Here is a 16,474-nt window from a genome sequence, read left to right as displayed (position 1 = left end):
TTAGCTCTGAAGGCGAGTGATAACTCTGCGATCTGGCGTGTTTCAGGCCTTATGTCACCTGCGCTTGTAACGTTTGCAGCCTATCCGTTGTCACCGAAAGCCCCGTAGGACGGCCTCGCGTCCTCGTGAATTGCGTAGGGCAGGGCCGGTCATAAACCGTTTATCCGCTGTCCAGGCCGCTTTTGGCGGCGTTCGCGACTATAGCAGCAATCATTAAGTGCTTCAAATCCATAAAAAATTGTTATGATTTGCGCCATGACGACTACCACACCCCCAACCCCCGGCGTCCAGCTGGTTGAGGTTGCGCCGGAATATGCCGGTCAACGCATCGATAATTTTCTTGTCACTTTCCTCAAAGGCGTGCCCAAGACCTTGATCTACCGCATCTTGCGCAAAGGCGAAGTGCGGGTGAACAAGGGGCGGATCAAGCCCGAGTACAAGTTGCAGGCAGGCGACATCATTCGTGTCCCGCCGGTCCGTGTGCCCGAGCGGGATGCGCCGGTGCCGGTCGCCCAGGGTTTGCTGCAGCGCCTGGAGGCGGCCATTGTCTATGAAGACAAGGCGCTGATCGTGCTCAACAAGCCGGCCGGTATTGCCGTGCATGGTGGCAGCGGCCTGAATTTCGGTGTTATCGAAGCGTTTCGGCAGATGCGTCCGGATGCCAAGGAGCTTGAGCTTGTGCATCGACTCGACCGGGATACCTCCGGGCTGTTGATGATTGCCAAGAAGCGCAGCATGTTGCGCCACCTGCATGAGGCCTTGCGTGGCGACGGTGTCGACAAGCGTTATATGGCCCTGGTGCGTGGTCATTGGGACACTTCGCAGAAGCGCATCAGTGCGCCGTTGCTCAAGAGCAATCTGCGTTCCGGCGAGCGCATGGTCGAAGTGAACGACGAGGGCAAGGAGGCGCTGACCCTGTTCAAGGTGCTGCGTCGCTTCAGTGACTTCGCGACCCTGGTGGAGGCCAAGCCGGTCACCGGACGGACTCACCAGATTCGCGTGCATACGTTGCACGCCGGGCATGCCATCGCTGGTGATACCAAGTATGGCGATGAGGATTTCAGTCGCGAGATTCGTGATCTGGGCGGCAAGCGCCTTTTCCTGCACGCGTACATGCTGACGGTTCCCATGCAGGATGGCAGCGAGCTTAAATTGCAGGCGCCTGTCGATGATATGTGGGCCAAGACTGTGGAGCGTTTGAGTGCGCCCTGAAGGTGAACTGTTGAATTATGACCTGTTGATTTTCGATTGGGACGGCACCCTTGCCGACTCCATTGGTCGTATCGTCGAGGCCATGCGGCAGGCGGCTGATCTGAGTGGGCGGCCAGTGCGTGATGATCTCGCGATCAAAGGCATCATCGGTCTGGGCTTGCCGGAAGCGATTCGCACGCTCTACCCGGATATCACGGGCAACGATCTCATTGATTTCCGTCAGCACTACGCCGACAGCTATATGGCGATGGATAACGATGTGCCTTCGCCGCTGTTTCAGGGGGTTCTGGAATCCATTGAAGGCTTCCGTGCCGAGGGGTACAAGTTGGCTGTCGCGACCGGCAAGGCCCGCCGCGGCTTGAATCGCGTGCTCAATGCCCATGGATGGCTCGATTATTTCGATATCACCCGGGCAGCGGACGAAACGGCCAGCAAACCCGATCCGTTGATGTTGCACGAGATCCTCCAGCATTGCGGCGTCCACCCTGAACGGGCGCTGATGGTAGGGGATTCGTCGTTCGATCTGCTGATGGCGCGCAATGCGGGCATGGATTCGGTAGCGGTCGGTTACGGTGCCCAGGCGCTGGACTCGCTGCGTGAATTCGAGCCGCGTCTGGCGATTGAAAGTTTTCCCGAGCTGCGTGCCTGGTTGGGTGATCGCAGTGCTCAGTCTTCGTTGTTGGGGTAATAGATAAATGTCGGACGAATGGAAGGCACCGGTCTCGCAAGATAAAGAAGAGATCGCAGACAGTAAGGCTGATGCGAAGAGCTGGAAGCTGCTGGAGAAAACTCTCCTGGCAAGTGTTCAGGAGCAGCGCCGCTCCCGTCGCTGGGGCATATTTTTCAAATCTTTGACCTTTCTCTATCTGATTGGCGTGTTGTTCATGTTCTCGCCGCTGATGGATTTCGAGAAAGGCGCGGCCCGTAGCTCCAACCATACCGCGTTGATCGAGATTGACGGCATGATCGCCGCCAAGGAGCCGGCCAGCGCCGATAACATTGTTGGCAGCCTGCGTGCGGCTTTCGCTGACGAGAAAACCAAGGGTGTCATTCTGCGTATCAACAGTCCGGGTGGCAGTCCTGTGCAGTCGGGTTACGTAGCGGATGAAATCCGTCGCCTGCGAGCCGAAAAGCCGGCCATCAAGGTGTACGCGGTGATCACTGATCTGGGTGCCTCGGGTGCCTACTATATTGCCAGTGCCGCTGATCAGATCTATGCCGACAAGGCGAGTCTGGTGGGTTCTATCGGCGTGACCGCTGCGGGCTTCGGCTTCGTGGGAGCCATGGAAAAGCTGGGTGTGGATCGTCGTACATACACCTCCGGCGAGCACAAGGCCTTCCTGGATCCGTTCCAGCCGCCAAAAGCTGAAGAAACGGCGTTCTGGCAGGGTGTGCTGGACACAACCCATCGTCAGTTCATTGCCAGCGTGAAACAGGGTCGAGGGGATCGCCTCAAGGATAAAGATCATCCTGAGCTGTTTTCAGGTCTGGTATGGACCGGTGAGCAGGCATTGCCTTTGGGCTTGATCGATGGTCTGGGCAGTGCCAGCTATGTCGCGCGGGACGTGATAGGCGAGAAGGAAATGGTGGATTACACGGTCCAGGAATCGCCGTTTGATCGTTTCTCGAAAAAGCTCGGTGCGAGCGTTGCAGATCAAATTGCAATGTGGGCTGGCTTCAATGGGCCATCGCTGCGTTAATCGCTCAGTTGCTGAAGCAAAACCCGACCATTGGTCGGGTTTTGTTTTTTTGAGTGCGGCGATGGTGCGATCAGGGTATCTGCACGCCTTCCTTTATAAGCATGTCCACCAGCCGAATGAGTGGCAGGCCGATCAGGCTGGTGGCATCAGGGCCTTCCGTAGCCTGAAACAGGCTTACGCCCAGGCCTTCGGCCTTGAAGCTGCCAGCGCAGTCGTAGGGTTGCTCGGCGTGCAGGTAGCGAGTGATGCTGGCCTGATCCAGGTCGCGCATGTGGACAGTAAAGGGTACGCAGTCCACTTGGCACTGCCCCGTAGAGCCGTTGAGCAGGGCCAGGCCGGTGAGAAAGGTGACGCTTGAGCCGCTGGCGGCGGTCAACTGCGCCAGGGCACGCTCAAAGGTGTGAGGCTTGCCAAGTATTTGCCCATCTAGCACGGCGACTTGATCGGAGCCGATAATCAGATGGTCTGGAAATTTGCTTGCCAGCACCTGTGCTTTTTCCTTTGCCAGGCGCTGCACCAGTTCAGCGGCGGCTTCTCCAGGTCGGTGGCTTTCGTCTATATCAGGCGAGCTGCAGACGAATGGCAGTCGCAATCTGGCCAGCAATTCCCGGCGATAAGGTGAGCTGGAAGCGAGGAGCAGAGGCGGCATGAGGTTCTCCGATTGGTGAAAGTTGATTCTAATCAGTCCTGTGCAGGATTATTGCCCTGAATTTCCTTTGACATGCATTAGGGTCGTCCCTAGAATGCTGCGCCTATGTTGAATGACCCGATTCCACCTCACGTTGACCCGCGCAAACTGGCTGATCGTGGCACTACCCTCCAAGGTGAAGTGTTGCTGGCCAGTTTGGAGAGACTCTGCGACCCGCTTTCCGATGATGTCGGTACGGTGCAGGCCAAATTCATTTTTGAACGAGACGAACGCCGGTCTGTGGTTATCCACAGTTCCATCGACGCCGAAGTCAAAATGGTTTGCCAGCGTTGTCTTGAGCTGGTCACCCTGCCGATCCATAGCGAGTGCAGTTACGCTGTGGTGAAGGAGGGTGCGAATACCCAGTCGTTACCGAAAGGTTATGACGTGCTGGAACTGGGCGAAGATCCATTGGATCTGCTGGCATTGATCGAGGAGGAGCTTTTGCTCGCCTTGCCCATTGTGCCTGCTCATCATCCGGAAGAATGCCAGCAGCCGGCGGGTCTCGATGAGCCCGAACCGAGCGTGGACGAGGTAACGCGGTCCAACCCGTTCAGTGTATTGGCGCAGTTAAAGCGTGACCCAAACGTTTAGGAGTTAATCAATTATGGCTGTTCAGCAGAACAAAAAATCCCGCTCTGCCCGTGACATGCGTCGTTCGCACGACGCTCTTTCGGCTAGCACTCTGTCGGTAGAAAAGACCACTGGTGAAATTCACCTGCGTCACCACGTTTCGCCGGAAGGTGTTTACCGTGGTCGTAAAGTGATCGACAAGGGCGCTGACGAGTAATTTCTTGTCCGCTCCGATCATCGCGATCGACGCAATGGGCGGGGACTTCGGTCCCCGCAACATTGTTCAGGCCAGCCTTGCGTGCCTGATTGCTACGCCCTCGCTTCATCTGATCCTTGTGGGTCAAGCTCCCCTTATTGAAGAACTGATAGCCCGCCAATCTGGTGTGGATCGCTCACGTCTGCGCGTTGTGAATGCCAGCGAAGTGATCGGCATGGATGAAAAGCCGTCTCAGGCTTTGCGAGGCAAGCCCGACTCTTCAATGCGGGTGGCTTTGGATCTGGTGGCTAATGGTCAGGCCCAGGCCTGTGTCAGTGCCGGCAATACTGGTGCCTTGATGGCGCTCTCGCGTTTCGTACTCAAGACCTTGCCTGGCATTGATCGCCCGGCCATGGTTGCTGCAATTCCCACTCAGCGGGGCTATTGCCAGTTGCTCGATCTGGGGGCGAACGTCGATTGCGGTGCGGAAAATCTGTACCAGTTTGCAGTGATGGGGTCGGTTGCAGCCGAGGCGCTAGGTGTTGTGCGGCCAAAGGTCGCGCTGCTTAATATCGGTACCGAGGACATCAAGGGCAATCAGCAGGTCAAGCTGGCGGCGAGTCTGCTACAGGCGGCGCCCGGCTTGAACTACACCGGATTTGTCGAGGGTGATGGCTTGTACCGTGGCGAAGCGGACGTTGTGGTTTGTGACGGCTTTGTCGGCAATATCCTGCTCAAGTCCAGCGAAGGGTTGGCGAGCATGATTTCTGCGCGGATTGAAATATTGTTCAGCCAGAATCTGCTGTCCCGCGCTGTCGGCGCACTGGCGTTGCCTTTGCTCAAGCGCTTGCAGGCTGATCTGGCACCCGCACGGCACAATGGCGCCAGTTTTCTCGGGCTTCAGGGCATTGTGGTTAAGAGCCATGGCTCTGCCAGCGTGCAGGGCTTCCAGAGCGCTATCCACCGTGCGCTGATTGAGGTTGAGGGCAACCTGCCGCAACGGTTGCACGGTCGTCTCGGCGAGCTGCTTTAGGGTTTCTGTTCGGTGTTTGGGCTCGGTGTCCGCTAGAATGTGACGCTGCTGACCGGCCAGTCATCAAACTGGCAACTCAGTTTCAACGAATTCTTCGCGCTCGGTCATGACCGGGCGTTTATTTTGACGACCACAATCAGAGGCTTGTTCAATGTCTGCATCCCTCGCATTCGTCTTCCCGGGTCAGGGTTCGCAATCCCTGGGCATGCTCGCCGACCTGGGCGCGCAGCACCCGCTGATCCTTGATACTTTCGAGCAGGCATCTGATGCCTTGGGCTACGACCTCTGGGCGCTGACTCAGCAAGGTCCGTCCGAGCTGCTCAACCAGACCGACAAAACCCAGCCCGCCATCCTCACCGCTTCCATCGCCTTGTGGCACGTATGGCTGGCCGAAGGTGGCGCGGTTCCGGCGTTTGTGGCTGGTCATAGTCTGGGCGAATACAGTGCCCTGGTTGCTGCGCAAAGCCTTAGCCTGGAGGACGCGGTCAAGCTGGTCGAGCGCCGTGGTCAGTTGATGCAGGAAGCTGTCCCTGCCGGTCAAGGTGGCATGGCTGCCATTCTGGGGCTGGATGATGCCGATGTCATTGCTGCCTGTGCCGAAGCGGCTCAGGGTGAAGTGGTCAGTGCGGTGAACTTCAACTCGCCGGGCCAGGTAGTGATTGCCGGTGCCGCCGAGGCGGTCAAGCGTGCCATGGAACTGTGCAAGGCTCGTGGTGCGAAGCGTGCGTTGCCGTTACCGGTCAGCGTGCCGTCCCACTGTGAGTTGATGCGTCCTGCGGCTGAGCGCTTTGCGGCGTCCATCGAGGCAATCGAATGGCAGGCTCCGAATATTGCGCTGGTGCAGAACGTCAGCGCAGCTGCAGTAAGTGATCTGGCTACGCTCAAGCGTGATTTGCTGGAACAGTTGTACAAGCCGGTTCGCTGGGTGGAGTCCATCCAGTGTCTGGCGAGCCATGGTGCGACCCAATTGGTGGAGTGCGGGCCGGGCAAGGTATTGGCTGGTCTGAACAAGCGTTGCGCCGAAGGCGTGACAACCTACAACCTGGATACCCCGGATGCCTTTGCTGCCGCTCGTGCGGCACTGGCCTGATTAGGAGAAACTTGCATGAGTCTGCAAGGTAAAGTTGCACTGGTTACTGGTGCGAGCCGTGGAATCGGTCAAGCCATTGCCCTGGAATTGGGTCGCAATGGCGCTGTGGTGGTGGGAACGGCGACTTCCGAGTCCGGTGCCGAACGCATCAGCGCGACCTTCAAGGAAAACGGCATCGAAGGCTTCGGTCTGATGCTGGATGTTTGCAGTGCCGCCTCTGTAGAAGCGACCCTGTCGTTGATTCAGGAGCGTGTCGGCGCGCCGCTGATCCTGGTCAACAACGCTGGAATCACCCGCGATAACCTGATGATGCGCATGAAAGATGACGAATGGCATGATGTCGTCGATACCAACTTGAACAGCCTTTTCCGTCTGTCCAAGGGTGTTTTGCGCGGCATGACCAAGGCGCGTTGGGGTCGAATCATCAGTATTGGCTCTGTTGTGGGTGCCATGGGCAACGCAGGCCAAGTAAACTACGCATCCGCTAAAGCAGGGCTGGAAGGTTTCAGTCGTGCCTTGGCTCGTGAAGTAGGTTCGCGCTCGGTAACCGTTAACTCGGTTGCACCCGGTTTCATTGATACCGACATGACGCGCGAACTGCCGGAAGCGCAGCGAGAGTCCCTGATCAACCAGATTCCTCTGGGGCGTCTGGGTCAGGCGCAAGAGATTGCGCATGTTGTCGCTTTTCTCGCTTCCGACGGTGCAGCCTACGTAACTGGGGCTACAATCCCGGTTAACGGCGGCATGTACATGAGTTAAAAGTGACGGATCGCATCAAAAAAATGTCATACGTGCTGTCTAAAATCCGTTATAAAGCTGCAATCTAATTCATGGGTAGCAGGATGGTGAGGTTTGAGGGTTGAGCATTAAGCTTGAAATGCGCAAAACCTCTTCTATACACTTACCCACCGGCCAGCTGCCCAAATTTGTCCACTAGGAGTTAAAACCAGGTATGAGCACCATCGAAGAACGCGTCAAGAAAATCGTTGTCGAGCAACTTGGCGTCAAAGCTGAGGAAGTTGTTAACACTGCTTCCTTCGTTGAAGACCTGGGTGCTGACTCCCTTGATACCGTTGAGCTGGTGATGGCTCTGGAAGAGGAATTCGAGACTGAAATCCCTGACGAAGAAGCTGAAAAAATCACCACCGTTCAGGCTGCAATCGATTACGTTAACGCCCACGAGGCGAAATAATTTGTAATCGTTACTGCTGTCACGGGAAAAACCGCACTGCCTTAATCGGCGTGCGGTTTTTTCTTTGGAACGATGTCCTGTAATGAGAAAAAGGAGAGTCCTGTGTCGCGTAGACGCGTCGTGGTCACCGGTATGGGTATGCTGTCGCCATTGGGTACGGATGTACCAAGCAGTTGGCAGGGTATTCTGGCTGGCCGCAGTGGCATTGGCCTTATCGAACACACAGACCTTTCGGCTTACACGACCCGCTTTGGCGGCTCGATCAAAGGCTTCAACGTTGAAGAGTACCTGGCGCCCAAAGAGGCCCGCCGGCTCGATCTTTTCATCCAGTACGGTCTCGCTGCCAGCTTTCAGGCTGTGCGTAATTCCGGGCTGGAAGTCACTGATGCAAATCGCGAGCGCATCGGCGTTGCCATGGGTTCGGGTATCGGTGGCCTGACCAATATCGAAAACAATAGCCGTTCGCTGCATGAGCAGGGTCCGGGGCGTATCTCGCCGTTTTTCGTGCCGGGTTCCATCATCAACATGATTTCCGGTTTCCTGTCGATCCATCTGGGTGCACAGGGACCTAACTACGCCATCGCCACGGCGTGTACCACAGGTACGCACTGTATCGGCATGGCGGCACGCAACATCGCCTATGGCGAAGCCGACGTCATGATCGCCGGTGGTGCCGAGATGGCCGCCTGTGGTCTGGGTATGGGCGGCTTTGGTGCTTCCCGGGCGCTGTCCACCCGCAACGACGATCCCGCCCGTGCCAGCCGTCCCTGGGATAAAGGCCGTGACGGTTTCGTACTCTCCGACGGTTCCGGCGCGCTGGTCCTCGAAGAGCTGGAGCACGCCAAGGCCCGTGGCGCCACGATTCATGCCGAGCTCATCGGTTTCGGCATGAGTGGCGATGCTTATCACATGACCTCGCCGCCGGATGACGGTGCCGGTGCTGCCCGTTGCATTGTCAATGCGTTGCGCGATGCCAAAGTCAACGCTGACCAGGTCCAGTACATCAATGCTCACGGCACTTCAACATTGGCCGGCGACCTCGCTGAAGCCAATGCGATCAAGAGTGTATTTGGTGATCACGCCTACAAGCTGGCAGTGAGTTCGACCAAATCCATGACTGGTCACTTGCTGGGCGCGGCGGGTGCGGTGGAGGCGATTTTCAGCGTGCTGGCCATCAATGGTCAGGTAGCGCCGCCGACCATCAACCTCGATGAGCCGGGTGAGGGCTGCGATCTGGACTTCGTGCCTCACGAGGCGCGGAACATGCCAATCGATGTCGTGCTGTCCAACTCCTTCGGTTTCGGCGGTACCAACGGCTCACTGGTGTTCCGCCGGTTTGCCGAGTAATGCCTGACTGGATTGATGGCCAGCCTGCCGAGACACTATCTGTCAAAGACAGGGGGCTGGCTTACGGCGATGGCTTGTTTGAAACCATCGCGGTAAGGGCAGGGCGGCCATCACTCCTTGAACTTCACATGCAGCGCCTTGGCAGTGGCTGTGATCGGTTGGCTATTGCAGCCGATCTGCCGCTGATCCGCGATGAGCTGCTGGCCTTCGCCACCCAACTGGGTGACGGCGTGATGAAGTTGATTTTGACCCGTGGCGACGGCCAACGGGGCTACGCATCTTCCTCTGATTCGAAACCTCGCAGAATTCTTCAGGGCAGCCCGACGCCAGCTTACCCAGCGTCTAATGCCGAACACGGCATCTCGTTGTTTCCCTGTGCGACCCGTCTGGCCGAGCAGCCGTTGCTGGCCGGACTGAAGCATCTCAATCGCCTCGAACAGGTGCTGGCTCGATCCGAGTGGCAGGATGTTGCCTATGCCGAAGGATTGATGCGTGACAGCAGCGGACGAATAATCGAAGGGGTCTACAGCAATCTGTTCCTCATCAAGGATCAGGTGTTGGTCACCGCTGACTTGAGTCGTTGTGGCGTCGCTGGCGTGATGCGCGCCGCGTTGCTTGAGCAGGCACGTGGGTTGGGTATCGCCTCTGAGATTCGCGATGTCTATGGCATTGACCTGCAACAGGCCGATGAAGTCTTTGTCTGTAACAGTGTCTACGGTATCTGGCCTGTTTGCCGCTTCGAACAGCTGGGCTGGCCGGTAGGTCCACTCACCCGTAAACTTCAACGCACAGCCCTTGCGCTTCTGGATATCGTTTCGTGATTCGAAAATTATTGCTGCTGCTGGAAACCGGTATCGTCCTGGCGGGTCTTGGCCTTGGCGTGGCTTACTGGGAGCAGAATCAGGCATTGCATCAACCCCTGAACGTCACCCAGGAGCAACTGCTGGATGTTCCGGCGGGTTCGACGCCCACGGGCCTGCTCAATCGCCTGCAGGCTGATGGGGTGATCAAGGATGCATTCTGGCTGCGTCTCTACTGGCGCTTCAATCTCGCCAGCGAGTCGCTGCATAGCGGTGAATATCGCATGACGCCAGGGATGGACGCCCAGGCACTGCTGGCGCTCTGGCAGCGGGGTGAAGTCGTACAGTACAGCGTGACGCTGGTTGAAGGCTGGAACTTTCGTCAGGTGCGAGCCGCCCTGGCCAAGCAGCCCAAACTTGAGCAGACGCTGGCGGGACTCAGTGATGCAGAGCTGATGAGCAAAATTGGTCACCCTGACGTTTTCCCGGAAGGCCGGTTTTTCCCCGACACTTACCGCTTCGTGCGGGGCATGAGCGATGCCGAGCTTCTTAAGCAGGCCTATAGGCGCCTGGATGAGGTATTGGATGAGGAGTGGGCCAAGCGTTCTGCTGAAGCTCCTTATTCCAATCCGTATCAGGCGCTGATCATGGCCTCGATGGTTGAAAAGGAAACCGGTGTTCCTCAGGAGCGCGGGCAGATTGCCGGAGTGTTCGTGCGCCGTCTGCAAATGGGCATGCTTTTGCAGACTGATCCGACCGTAATCTACGGCCTGGGTGAGCGCTACAACGGCAAGCTGACTCGTGCTCATCTCAGAGAACCGACTCCTTACAACACTTATGTGATTGCCGGTATGCCGCCTACGCCGATTTCATTGGTGGGGCGCGAGGCGATACATGCTGCGCTCAACCCGGTAGCGGGCAATAGTCTGTATTTCGTGGCGCGAGGCGATGGCAGTCATGTGTTCTCCGCCGATCTGGACGCTCACAATGCGGCGGTTCGCGAGTTCCAGCTCAAACGTCGTGCCGATTATCGCTCAAGCCCGGCACCGGCTTCGTCACCTGTGGTAGCGCCTGAACCTGCAGCCGCTGCACCGGTGGCGCCTACGCCTACCGTAAAGCCGGCCACACCTGCCGAACCGACACCGCCTGTTGTCCCTGGCACGGCAACCGACTCGCAATCGGCGCCGGATGCCAAGCCTGCGGCAGAAGATGTTGCCCCGCAGAACGAGCAAAGCCCTAAATGAAGATGAATGAGGACTGCCTGTGACCGGCCTGTTTATTACCCTTGAGGGGCCGGAAGGCGCTGGTAAAAGCACCAATCGAGAATACCTGGCAGCCCGTCTGCGCGCCGAAGGCATCGACGTGGTGCTCACTCGTGAGCCTGGAGGAACGCCGCTGGCCGAGCGTATTCGTGACCTGCTCCTCGCACCTAGCGATGAGTCGATGGCGGCCGATACCGAGTTGCTGTTGGTTTTCGCGGCGCGGGCGCAGCATTTGGCGCAGGTGATTCGTCCGGCCCTGGCCCGTGGTGCCATCGTGTTATGTGATCGGTTCACCGATGCAACGTATGCCTATCAAGGTGGCGGGCGCGGGTTGTCCCAGGAGCGGATCGCCGTGCTGGAGGATTTCGTCCAGGGCCAGTTGCGTCCGGATCTGACCCTTGTGTTCGATTTGCCGGTTGAAATCGGCCTGGCGCGAGCCTCCGCCAGGGGGCAGCTGGATCGCTTCGAGCAGGAAGGCCGGGCATTTTTCGAAGCCGTGCGCAGCACCTACCTGAACAGGGCGAAGGCTGCGCCCGCACGCTATCGTCTGGTGGACGCCGCGTTGTCATTATCGGAAGTGCAGCTGTCTCTCGACGCTTTACTGCCGCAACTGCTGGAGCTTTATCGTCGTGGCTGAGGCTTATCCCTGGCAGGAGCAGCTCTGGCAGCAGATGGCCGGACGTGCCCAGCATGCTCATGCGTATCTGCTGCACGGTCCTGTCGGAATCGGCAAGCGCGCGCTGGCCGAGCGTTTGATGGCCAGTTTGCTGTGCCAGCGTCCTGAAGGTCTGGATGCCTGCGGTCAGTGCAAATCCTGCATGCTGCTGGCGGCAGGCAGCCACCCGGATAACTACGTGCTGGAGCCAGAGGAGGCGGACAAGGCGATCAAGGTCGATCAGGTTCGTGATCTGGTGAGCTTCGTTGTGCAGACCGCGCAAATGGGCGGTCGCAAGGTGGTGCTGATCGAGCCGGTGGAATCCATGAATATCAACGCGGCCAATGCCTTGCTGAAAAGTCTCGAAGAGCCTTCCGGCAATACCGTGCTGCTGTTGGTCAGCCATCAGCCCAGCAGATTGTTGCCGACCGTGAAAAGCCGTTGTGTGCAGCAGGCCTGCCCACTCCCCGGCGAGAAAATGAGTCTGGACTGGCTGGCGCTGGCATTGCCTGAATGTAGTGAAGACGAACGCCGCGAATTGCTGGTCCTTGCCGCAGGGTCTCCGTTGGCAGCGGTCAAGCTCCAGGCTCAGGGTGTGCGCGAACAGCGTGCGCAAGTGGTCGATGGCGTAAAGAAACTGCTCAAGCAACAGCAGTCGCCGACCCAATTGGCCGAAGGCTGGAAAGATATTCCGCTGCTGCTTCTGTTCGACTGGTTCTGTGACTGGTCGAATCTCATTCTGCGTTATCAATTGACCGAAGACGAAGAGGGGTTGGGGCTGGCTGACATGCGCAAGGTGCTTCAATACCTCGCGCAAAAAACCGCCCAGGGTCGGGTTCTGGAGATTCAGGACTGGATACTGGCGCAGCGTCAGAAGGTCATGTCAAAAGCCAATCTCAATCGCGTGCTGTTGCTTGAAGCCTTGCTGGTGCAGTGGGCAGCGATGCCCCAACAACGTTAGGATTACTCATTCCCGAGCCAAGGAGCTGTCATGAGCTTGCCGCTGAATTCCGGTCCACGTAATGGCATTTTATCGCTGACCATCAAGGACAAGTCCGTCCTGTATGCCGCTTATATGCCTTTCATCAAGAACGGCGGTCTGTTCATCCCCACCAGTAAAAGCTACAAGTTGGGTGACGAGGTGTTCATGTTGCTCAACCTGATGGATGAGCCGGAGAAGGTGCCAGTCGCGGGCAAGGTCACCTGGATCACGCCCAAGGGGGCACAGGGCAACCGTGCGGCGGGCGTGGGCGTGCAGTTCAATGATGGGGACAACACCGCTCGAAGCCTGATCGAAACTTACCTGGTCGGTGCTCTGAAGTCCGACCGCCCAACCCACACGATGTAGACACCCGATCCCATGCTTGTAGATTCCCATTGCCACCTTGATCGTCTCGACCTCGCCGAGCACGCGGGCTCCCTCGATGCGGCACTTGACGCTGCCCGGGCCCGAGGCGTCGGACACTTTCTCTGTATCGGCGTCAGTGCCGATAACGCCGCAGCGGTCAAGGCCCTGGCCGAGCGTTATAACGATGTGGATTGCTCCGTGGGTATTCATCCCCTGGATCTGAAGCCCGGCGAAGCGCCTGCGCTGGACTGGTTGCTTGGGGAGTTGAATCATCCTCGCGTGGTCGCCATCGGCGAAACGGGCCTGGATTACCACTACGAGCCTGAAGCGGCCGAGCTGCAACAGGCGTCATTTCGTCTGCACCTTGAAGCCGCCAACGTCACTGGCAAGCCGGTGATTGTGCATACTCGTGGCGCCCGCGCCGATACGCTGGCTTTGCTGCGCGAGGCGGCGCTGCCTCAAGGCGGCGTTCTGCATTGCTTCACCGAAGACTGGGACATGGCCAAGGCCGCGCTGGATCTGGGGTTCTACATATCACTCTCGGGTATCGTCACCTTCCGCAATGCCGACGCCTTGAGAGATGTGGCCCGGCAGGTCCCCGCAGATCGCTTGCTGGTGGAAACCGACTCGCCTTATCTCGCGCCCATCCCTTATCGTGGCAAGCCAAACCTGCCGCAATACGTGCGCGAGGTCGCCGAGTTCCTGGCCATGTTGCGGGGCGAGTCCTATGAGGATTTCGCTGCGTTGACCACTGCCAACTTTGCTCGGCTTTTTCCTCTGGCTCATCTTAAGGGCTGAATTGCAGGCAAAAAAAACCCGGGTTCTGGGGGGTGAATCCGGGTTAAGACCATTAGGAGTAAAACAAAGGTGCGCTATCCATCGGCACCTTTACTGGCGCGTCACTTGGGGGGAGATGTCGCGCCAACTTTCTAAGTATTGGTCAGGATTACCGTGCGTCCAGCTGCTTCTGTACGTTTTTTAAACAGTTTTGGAATAGCGCAGCGGTTATTGAGTCCGATATCGCAGTTGCGCGGCCGTCCCTGCAGGAGCTCCACCCCGGTGCTCCCACATTAGATACGGGCCTCGATACCGTTCCACGCATTTGCGTTACCTGAATGGGATGATCCGTGCAATTTCGCGCAAGTTAGGCATAATACCGGGCTTCGATTTAGAGCCCCTACAGACCCTTTCCTATGCAAAAAGAACCTCGTAAGGTCCGTGAGTTTCGCCGCCGCGAGCAGGAAATTCTCGACACCGCGCTTAAGTTGTTCCTCGATGAGGGTGAAGACAGCGTCACCGTGGAGATGATTGCGGATGCTGTGGGTATCGGCAAAGGCACGATCTACAAGCACTTCAAATCCAAGGCGGAGATTTATCTGCGCCTGATGCTCGACTACGAGCGGGATTTGAACGAGCTGCTGCATTCCGCTGATCTGGAAAAAGACAAGGAGGCGCTGTCTCGTGCCTACTTCGAGTTCCGTATGCGCGATCCCCAGCGTTATCGTTTGTTCGACCGCCTCGAAGAAAAGGTTGTCAAAGGCAATCAGGTTCCGGAAATGGTCGAGGAGTTGCACAAGATCCGCGCCTCGAACTTCGAGCATCTGACGCTGCTGATCAAAGGGCGGATCAACGAAGGCAAGCTCGAAGACGTGCCTCCGTATTTCCATTACTGTGCCGCATGGGCGTTGGTGCATGGTGCCGTAGCGCTCTACCATTCGCCATTCTGGAGCAATGTACTGGAAGATCAGGAAGGTTTTTTCCAGTTCCTCATGGATATCGGCGTGCGCATGGGCAACAAGCGCAAGCGTGATCCGGATGCGGTGACTGAAGTGGCAGCAGCTGAATCAAAAGTCGATCCTACTGAGACCTGACTTCGGCCCTCGTGACGTGGGACCGGCTCTAACCGGGAAGAGGTCGGGACGATCAATGATTATTGTTTGTCAGAGATGCCGCTTTCCCGGCTAAAACCCGTCCCACGTCGCACTTCAGTTAGCTGGCAACCGTAGAATCTCCAAAAAACTTTTTTCCACCTTGATGTCGAGATTGTTCCCTTCCCTGGCCGCTCTGGCGCGGAAGCTGCATCCGACGACCATTCGCCGGTTTTCCGTCACCGGTATTTGGGAGGGGATAATGCGTAGCCTGGTTCTGCTACTGGCGCTGTTGGCGTTAAATGGCTGTATGAGTGTCAGCGATATGGCTCAGGGCACTCGTGATCAACTTAGTGATGCGGGGATTCTCGACCACAGCAATACCCGTCGCCTCAACAATTTCCGCCTGCAGGCCGATTCCTTCATTTATATCGCCCAAGGGGCTTTCGCGCCCCACGGTGCAGGACCTCTTCCTCGCCAGAATGTGGTCGCTGAAGAAGCCTTTAATGGTTTCGTCGAATACTTCCCCATGGTCCGCAGGGCCCGTGCACCGCTGGGTCTGGACGAAGCCATGACTGAAGCCCGTTCCATGGGCGCGCATTATTTGCTCTATACCCGGTTTGCCAGGGCCGACGACAGGATCGGAAACACTGATGAGTGGATCGATCAAGAGGCTGTCGATCGTCTCGGTATCGACAATGGCGTGATCCAACTCATGGTTATTGAAACCAGTACTCGTTATCTGATCGACAGTGCCCGGATTCACATTCGTGGCGGTTTGCTGACGCTGTACAACACCAGTCCGGAAGATTTGCTTGCACCGCCCCTTGAGGAATACGCTCGTAGCCTGTTGGGCGTCAGTCGTTAAGGAGCAAACATGAGCAGTACCGGTAAGGCCAACGATCTGTTCGCGCAGATTCCCAAGGGCAAAGGGTTGCCGCCTGTTCATCTGTGGAACCCGGATTTCTGCGGCGATATCGATATGCGTATCGCCCGGGACGGGACCTGGTACTACTTGGGTACGCCCATTGGTCGCAAGCCGATGGTTCGGTTGTTTTCCACCATCATGCGACGCGACGGCGATGACTATTTTCTAATCACCCCGGTGGAGAAGGTGCGGATCACGGTTGATGATGCGCCCTTCGTCGCGGTCATGCTGGACGTGGAGGGGCAGGGCGAGCAGCAGATTCTGCGCTTTACCACCAATGTCGAGGATCAGACAGTTGCCGGGCCCGAGCATCTGTTGCGCGTCCTTACAGATCCACAAACCGGTGAGCCTGCGCCTTACGTCAATGTACGGGTCAATCTTGAGGCGCTCATCCATCGCAATGTGTTCTATCAGCTGGTAGAACTGGCTGTTTCCCGTGAAATAGAGGGGCAGCGCTGGCTTGGGGTCTGGAGTTCCGGACAGTTCTTTCCTATCGGGCTTGAGCCCTGATCGATAAATCGTGCGCTCAATTGCCTGCGCCGGACGGCGCGGTTAAAGTGCCGCTCCCCGTTTTACCTGAGG

At 57.5% G+C, this 16,474-nt stretch carries 20 protein-coding genes; 19 read left to right on the top strand and 1 reads right to left on the bottom strand.

Going from position 1 to position 16,474, the window contains the following annotated elements; genetic code table 11:
- Positions 1 to 255 precede the first annotated feature (255 nt).
- Genes rluC through IV01_RS14105 form a run of 3 tightly spaced genes read left to right on the top strand, consistent with a single transcriptional unit; the run spans position 256 to position 2,912 of the window.
- Entirely contained in the window at positions 256 to 1,212 is a 957-nt protein-coding gene (gene rluC, locus IV01_RS14095; protein WP_032628256.1) for a 23S rRNA pseudouridine(955/2504/2580) synthase RluC, read from the top strand.
- A gap of 7 nt (positions 1,213 to 1,219) precedes the next feature.
- A complete protein-coding gene (locus IV01_RS14100) occupies positions 1,220 to 1,900 on the top strand; it encodes an HAD-IA family hydrolase (RefSeq protein ID WP_032628324.1) in 681 nt (226 codons plus the stop codon).
- 7 nt (positions 1,901 to 1,907) lie between these two features.
- On the top strand, positions 1,908 to 2,912 hold the full coding sequence (locus IV01_RS14105) for a S49 family peptidase (RefSeq protein WP_032628254.1): 1,005 nt from the start codon (positions 1,908 to 1,910) through the stop codon (positions 2,910 to 2,912).
- A gap of 70 nt (positions 2,913 to 2,982) precedes the next feature.
- Here IV01_RS14105 and IV01_RS14110 read toward each other — a convergent pair whose 3' ends face one another.
- The gene (locus tag IV01_RS14110; protein WP_032628253.1) at positions 2,983 to 3,561 is read right to left on the bottom strand and encodes a Maf family protein; all 579 of its coding nucleotides are present in this window, start codon (positions 3,559 to 3,561) and stop codon (positions 2,983 to 2,985) included.
- Positions 3,562 to 3,666: 105 nt separating this feature from the next.
- Between IV01_RS14110 and IV01_RS14115 the strand changes: the two genes are divergently transcribed.
- The 16 genes from IV01_RS14115 (at position 3,667) to IV01_RS14190 (ending at position 16,402) form a co-directional block, all read left to right on the top strand.
- The gene (locus IV01_RS14115) at positions 3,667 to 4,194 is read left to right on the top strand and encodes a YceD family protein (protein ID WP_032628252.1); all 528 of its coding nucleotides are present in this window, start codon (positions 3,667 to 3,669) and stop codon (positions 4,192 to 4,194) included.
- Positions 4,195 to 4,207: 13 nt separating this feature from the next.
- A complete protein-coding gene (gene rpmF / locus IV01_RS14120) occupies positions 4,208 to 4,390 on the top strand; it encodes a 50S ribosomal protein L32 (protein ID WP_003442519.1) in 183 nt (60 codons plus the stop codon).
- Between the two features lie 4 nt (positions 4,391 to 4,394).
- On the top strand, positions 4,395 to 5,402 hold the full coding sequence (gene plsX / locus IV01_RS14125; RefSeq protein WP_032628250.1) for a phosphate acyltransferase PlsX: 1,008 nt from the start codon (positions 4,395 to 4,397) through the stop codon (positions 5,400 to 5,402).
- A 151-nt stretch (positions 5,403 to 5,553) separates the two neighbouring features.
- Positions 5,554 to 6,492: an ACP S-malonyltransferase gene (gene fabD / locus IV01_RS14130; RefSeq protein WP_032628248.1), complete on the top strand. Its 939-nt coding sequence runs from the start codon at positions 5,554 to 5,556 to the stop codon at positions 6,490 to 6,492.
- A gap of 15 nt (positions 6,493 to 6,507) precedes the next feature.
- Positions 6,508 to 7,251, top strand: a complete 744-nt coding sequence (gene fabG / locus IV01_RS14135; protein WP_032628246.1) for a 3-oxoacyl-ACP reductase FabG — start codon at positions 6,508 to 6,510, stop codon at positions 7,249 to 7,251.
- 193 nt (positions 7,252 to 7,444) lie between these two features.
- Positions 7,445 to 7,684: an acyl carrier protein gene (gene acpP / locus IV01_RS14140; RefSeq protein ID WP_032628245.1), complete on the top strand. Its 240-nt coding sequence runs from the start codon at positions 7,445 to 7,447 to the stop codon at positions 7,682 to 7,684.
- A 102-nt stretch (positions 7,685 to 7,786) separates the two neighbouring features.
- A complete protein-coding gene (fabF, locus tag IV01_RS14145) occupies positions 7,787 to 9,031 on the top strand; it encodes a beta-ketoacyl-ACP synthase II (RefSeq protein ID WP_032628242.1) in 1,245 nt (414 codons plus the stop codon).
- Positions 9,031 to 9,852: an aminodeoxychorismate lyase gene (gene pabC / locus IV01_RS14150; protein ID WP_032628240.1), complete on the top strand. Its 822-nt coding sequence runs from the start codon at positions 9,031 to 9,033 to the stop codon at positions 9,850 to 9,852. The genes fabF and pabC overlap by 1 nt, the downstream gene beginning before the upstream one ends.
- Positions 9,849 to 11,075 carry an endolytic transglycosylase MltG gene (gene mltG, locus IV01_RS14155; RefSeq protein ID WP_032628239.1) on the top strand — a complete coding sequence of 409 codons (1,227 nt, stop codon included), beginning with the start codon at positions 9,849 to 9,851 and terminating at the stop codon, positions 11,073 to 11,075. The genes pabC and mltG overlap by 4 nt, the downstream gene beginning before the upstream one ends.
- A 19-nt stretch (positions 11,076 to 11,094) precedes the next feature.
- Positions 11,095 to 11,730, top strand: a complete 636-nt coding sequence (gene tmk / locus IV01_RS14160) for a dTMP kinase (protein ID WP_032628238.1) — start codon at positions 11,095 to 11,097, stop codon at positions 11,728 to 11,730.
- A complete protein-coding gene (locus IV01_RS14165) occupies positions 11,723 to 12,709 on the top strand; it encodes a DNA polymerase III subunit delta' (protein ID WP_032628236.1) in 987 nt (328 codons plus the stop codon). The genes tmk and IV01_RS14165 overlap by 8 nt, the downstream gene beginning before the upstream one ends.
- A gap of 30 nt (positions 12,710 to 12,739) precedes the next feature.
- On the top strand, positions 12,740 to 13,096 hold the full coding sequence (locus IV01_RS14170) for a PilZ domain-containing protein (protein ID WP_032628235.1): 357 nt from the start codon (positions 12,740 to 12,742) through the stop codon (positions 13,094 to 13,096).
- A 12-nt stretch (positions 13,097 to 13,108) separates the two neighbouring features.
- The gene (locus IV01_RS14175) at positions 13,109 to 13,894 is read left to right on the top strand and encodes a TatD family hydrolase (protein ID WP_032628233.1); all 786 of its coding nucleotides are present in this window, start codon (positions 13,109 to 13,111) and stop codon (positions 13,892 to 13,894) included.
- Between the two features lie 395 nt (positions 13,895 to 14,289).
- Positions 14,290 to 14,967, top strand: a complete 678-nt coding sequence (locus IV01_RS14180; protein ID WP_032628230.1) for a TetR/AcrR family transcriptional regulator — start codon at positions 14,290 to 14,292, stop codon at positions 14,965 to 14,967.
- A gap of 259 nt (positions 14,968 to 15,226) precedes the next feature.
- Positions 15,227 to 15,832 (top strand): DUF4823 domain-containing protein, encoded by a 606-nt coding sequence (locus IV01_RS14185; RefSeq protein WP_032628229.1) that lies wholly within the window; start codon positions 15,227 to 15,229, stop codon positions 15,830 to 15,832.
- A 9-nt stretch (positions 15,833 to 15,841) separates the two neighbouring features.
- Positions 15,842 to 16,402 carry a DUF1285 domain-containing protein gene (locus IV01_RS14190; RefSeq protein WP_032628227.1) on the top strand — a complete coding sequence of 187 codons (561 nt, stop codon included), beginning with the start codon at positions 15,842 to 15,844 and terminating at the stop codon, positions 16,400 to 16,402.
- Positions 16,403 to 16,474: the final 72 nt, after the last annotated feature.

This window comes from Pseudomonas syringae, assembly GCF_000737245.1.
GTDB classification, from domain to species: Bacteria; Pseudomonadota; Gammaproteobacteria; order Pseudomonadales; family Pseudomonadaceae; genus Aquipseudomonas; species Aquipseudomonas syringae_J.
The sequence above is the reverse complement of the archived record's forward strand: the minus strand, read 5'-3'. Positions and strand labels throughout refer to the sequence as shown.

Coding starts and splice junctions, on each gene's coding strand:
- rpmF (WP_003442519.1), top strand. CDS start 4,208: ATGGCTGTTCAGCAGAACAAAAAATCCCGCTCTGCCCGTGACATGCGT.
- acpP (WP_032628245.1), top strand. CDS start 7,445: ATGAGCACCATCGAAGAACGCGTCAAGAAAATCGTTGTCGAGCAACTT.
- fabG (WP_032628246.1), top strand. CDS start 6,508: ATGAGTCTGCAAGGTAAAGTTGCACTGGTTACTGGTGCGAGCCGTGGA.
- IV01_RS14170 (WP_032628235.1), top strand. CDS start 12,740: ATGAGCTTGCCGCTGAATTCCGGTCCACGTAATGGCATTTTATCGCTG.
- IV01_RS14115 (WP_032628252.1), top strand. CDS start 3,667: ATGTTGAATGACCCGATTCCACCTCACGTTGACCCGCGCAAACTGGCT.
- pabC (WP_032628240.1), top strand. CDS start 9,031: ATGCCTGACTGGATTGATGGCCAGCCTGCCGAGACACTATCTGTCAAA.
- IV01_RS14110 (WP_032628253.1), bottom strand. CDS start 3,561: ATGCCGCCTCTGCTCCTCGCTTCCAGCTCACCTTATCGCCGGGAATTG.
- IV01_RS14185 (WP_032628229.1), top strand. CDS start 15,227: ATGCGTAGCCTGGTTCTGCTACTGGCGCTGTTGGCGTTAAATGGCTGT.
- rluC (WP_032628256.1), top strand. CDS start 256: ATGACGACTACCACACCCCCAACCCCCGGCGTCCAGCTGGTTGAGGTT.
- IV01_RS14175 (WP_032628233.1), top strand. CDS start 13,109: ATGCTTGTAGATTCCCATTGCCACCTTGATCGTCTCGACCTCGCCGAG.
- fabD (WP_032628248.1), top strand. CDS start 5,554: ATGTCTGCATCCCTCGCATTCGTCTTCCCGGGTCAGGGTTCGCAATCC.
- IV01_RS14180 (WP_032628230.1), top strand. CDS start 14,290: ATGCAAAAAGAACCTCGTAAGGTCCGTGAGTTTCGCCGCCGCGAGCAG.
- IV01_RS14105 (WP_032628254.1), top strand. CDS start 1,908: ATGTCGGACGAATGGAAGGCACCGGTCTCGCAAGATAAAGAAGAGATC.
- IV01_RS14190 (WP_032628227.1), top strand. CDS start 15,842: ATGAGCAGTACCGGTAAGGCCAACGATCTGTTCGCGCAGATTCCCAAG.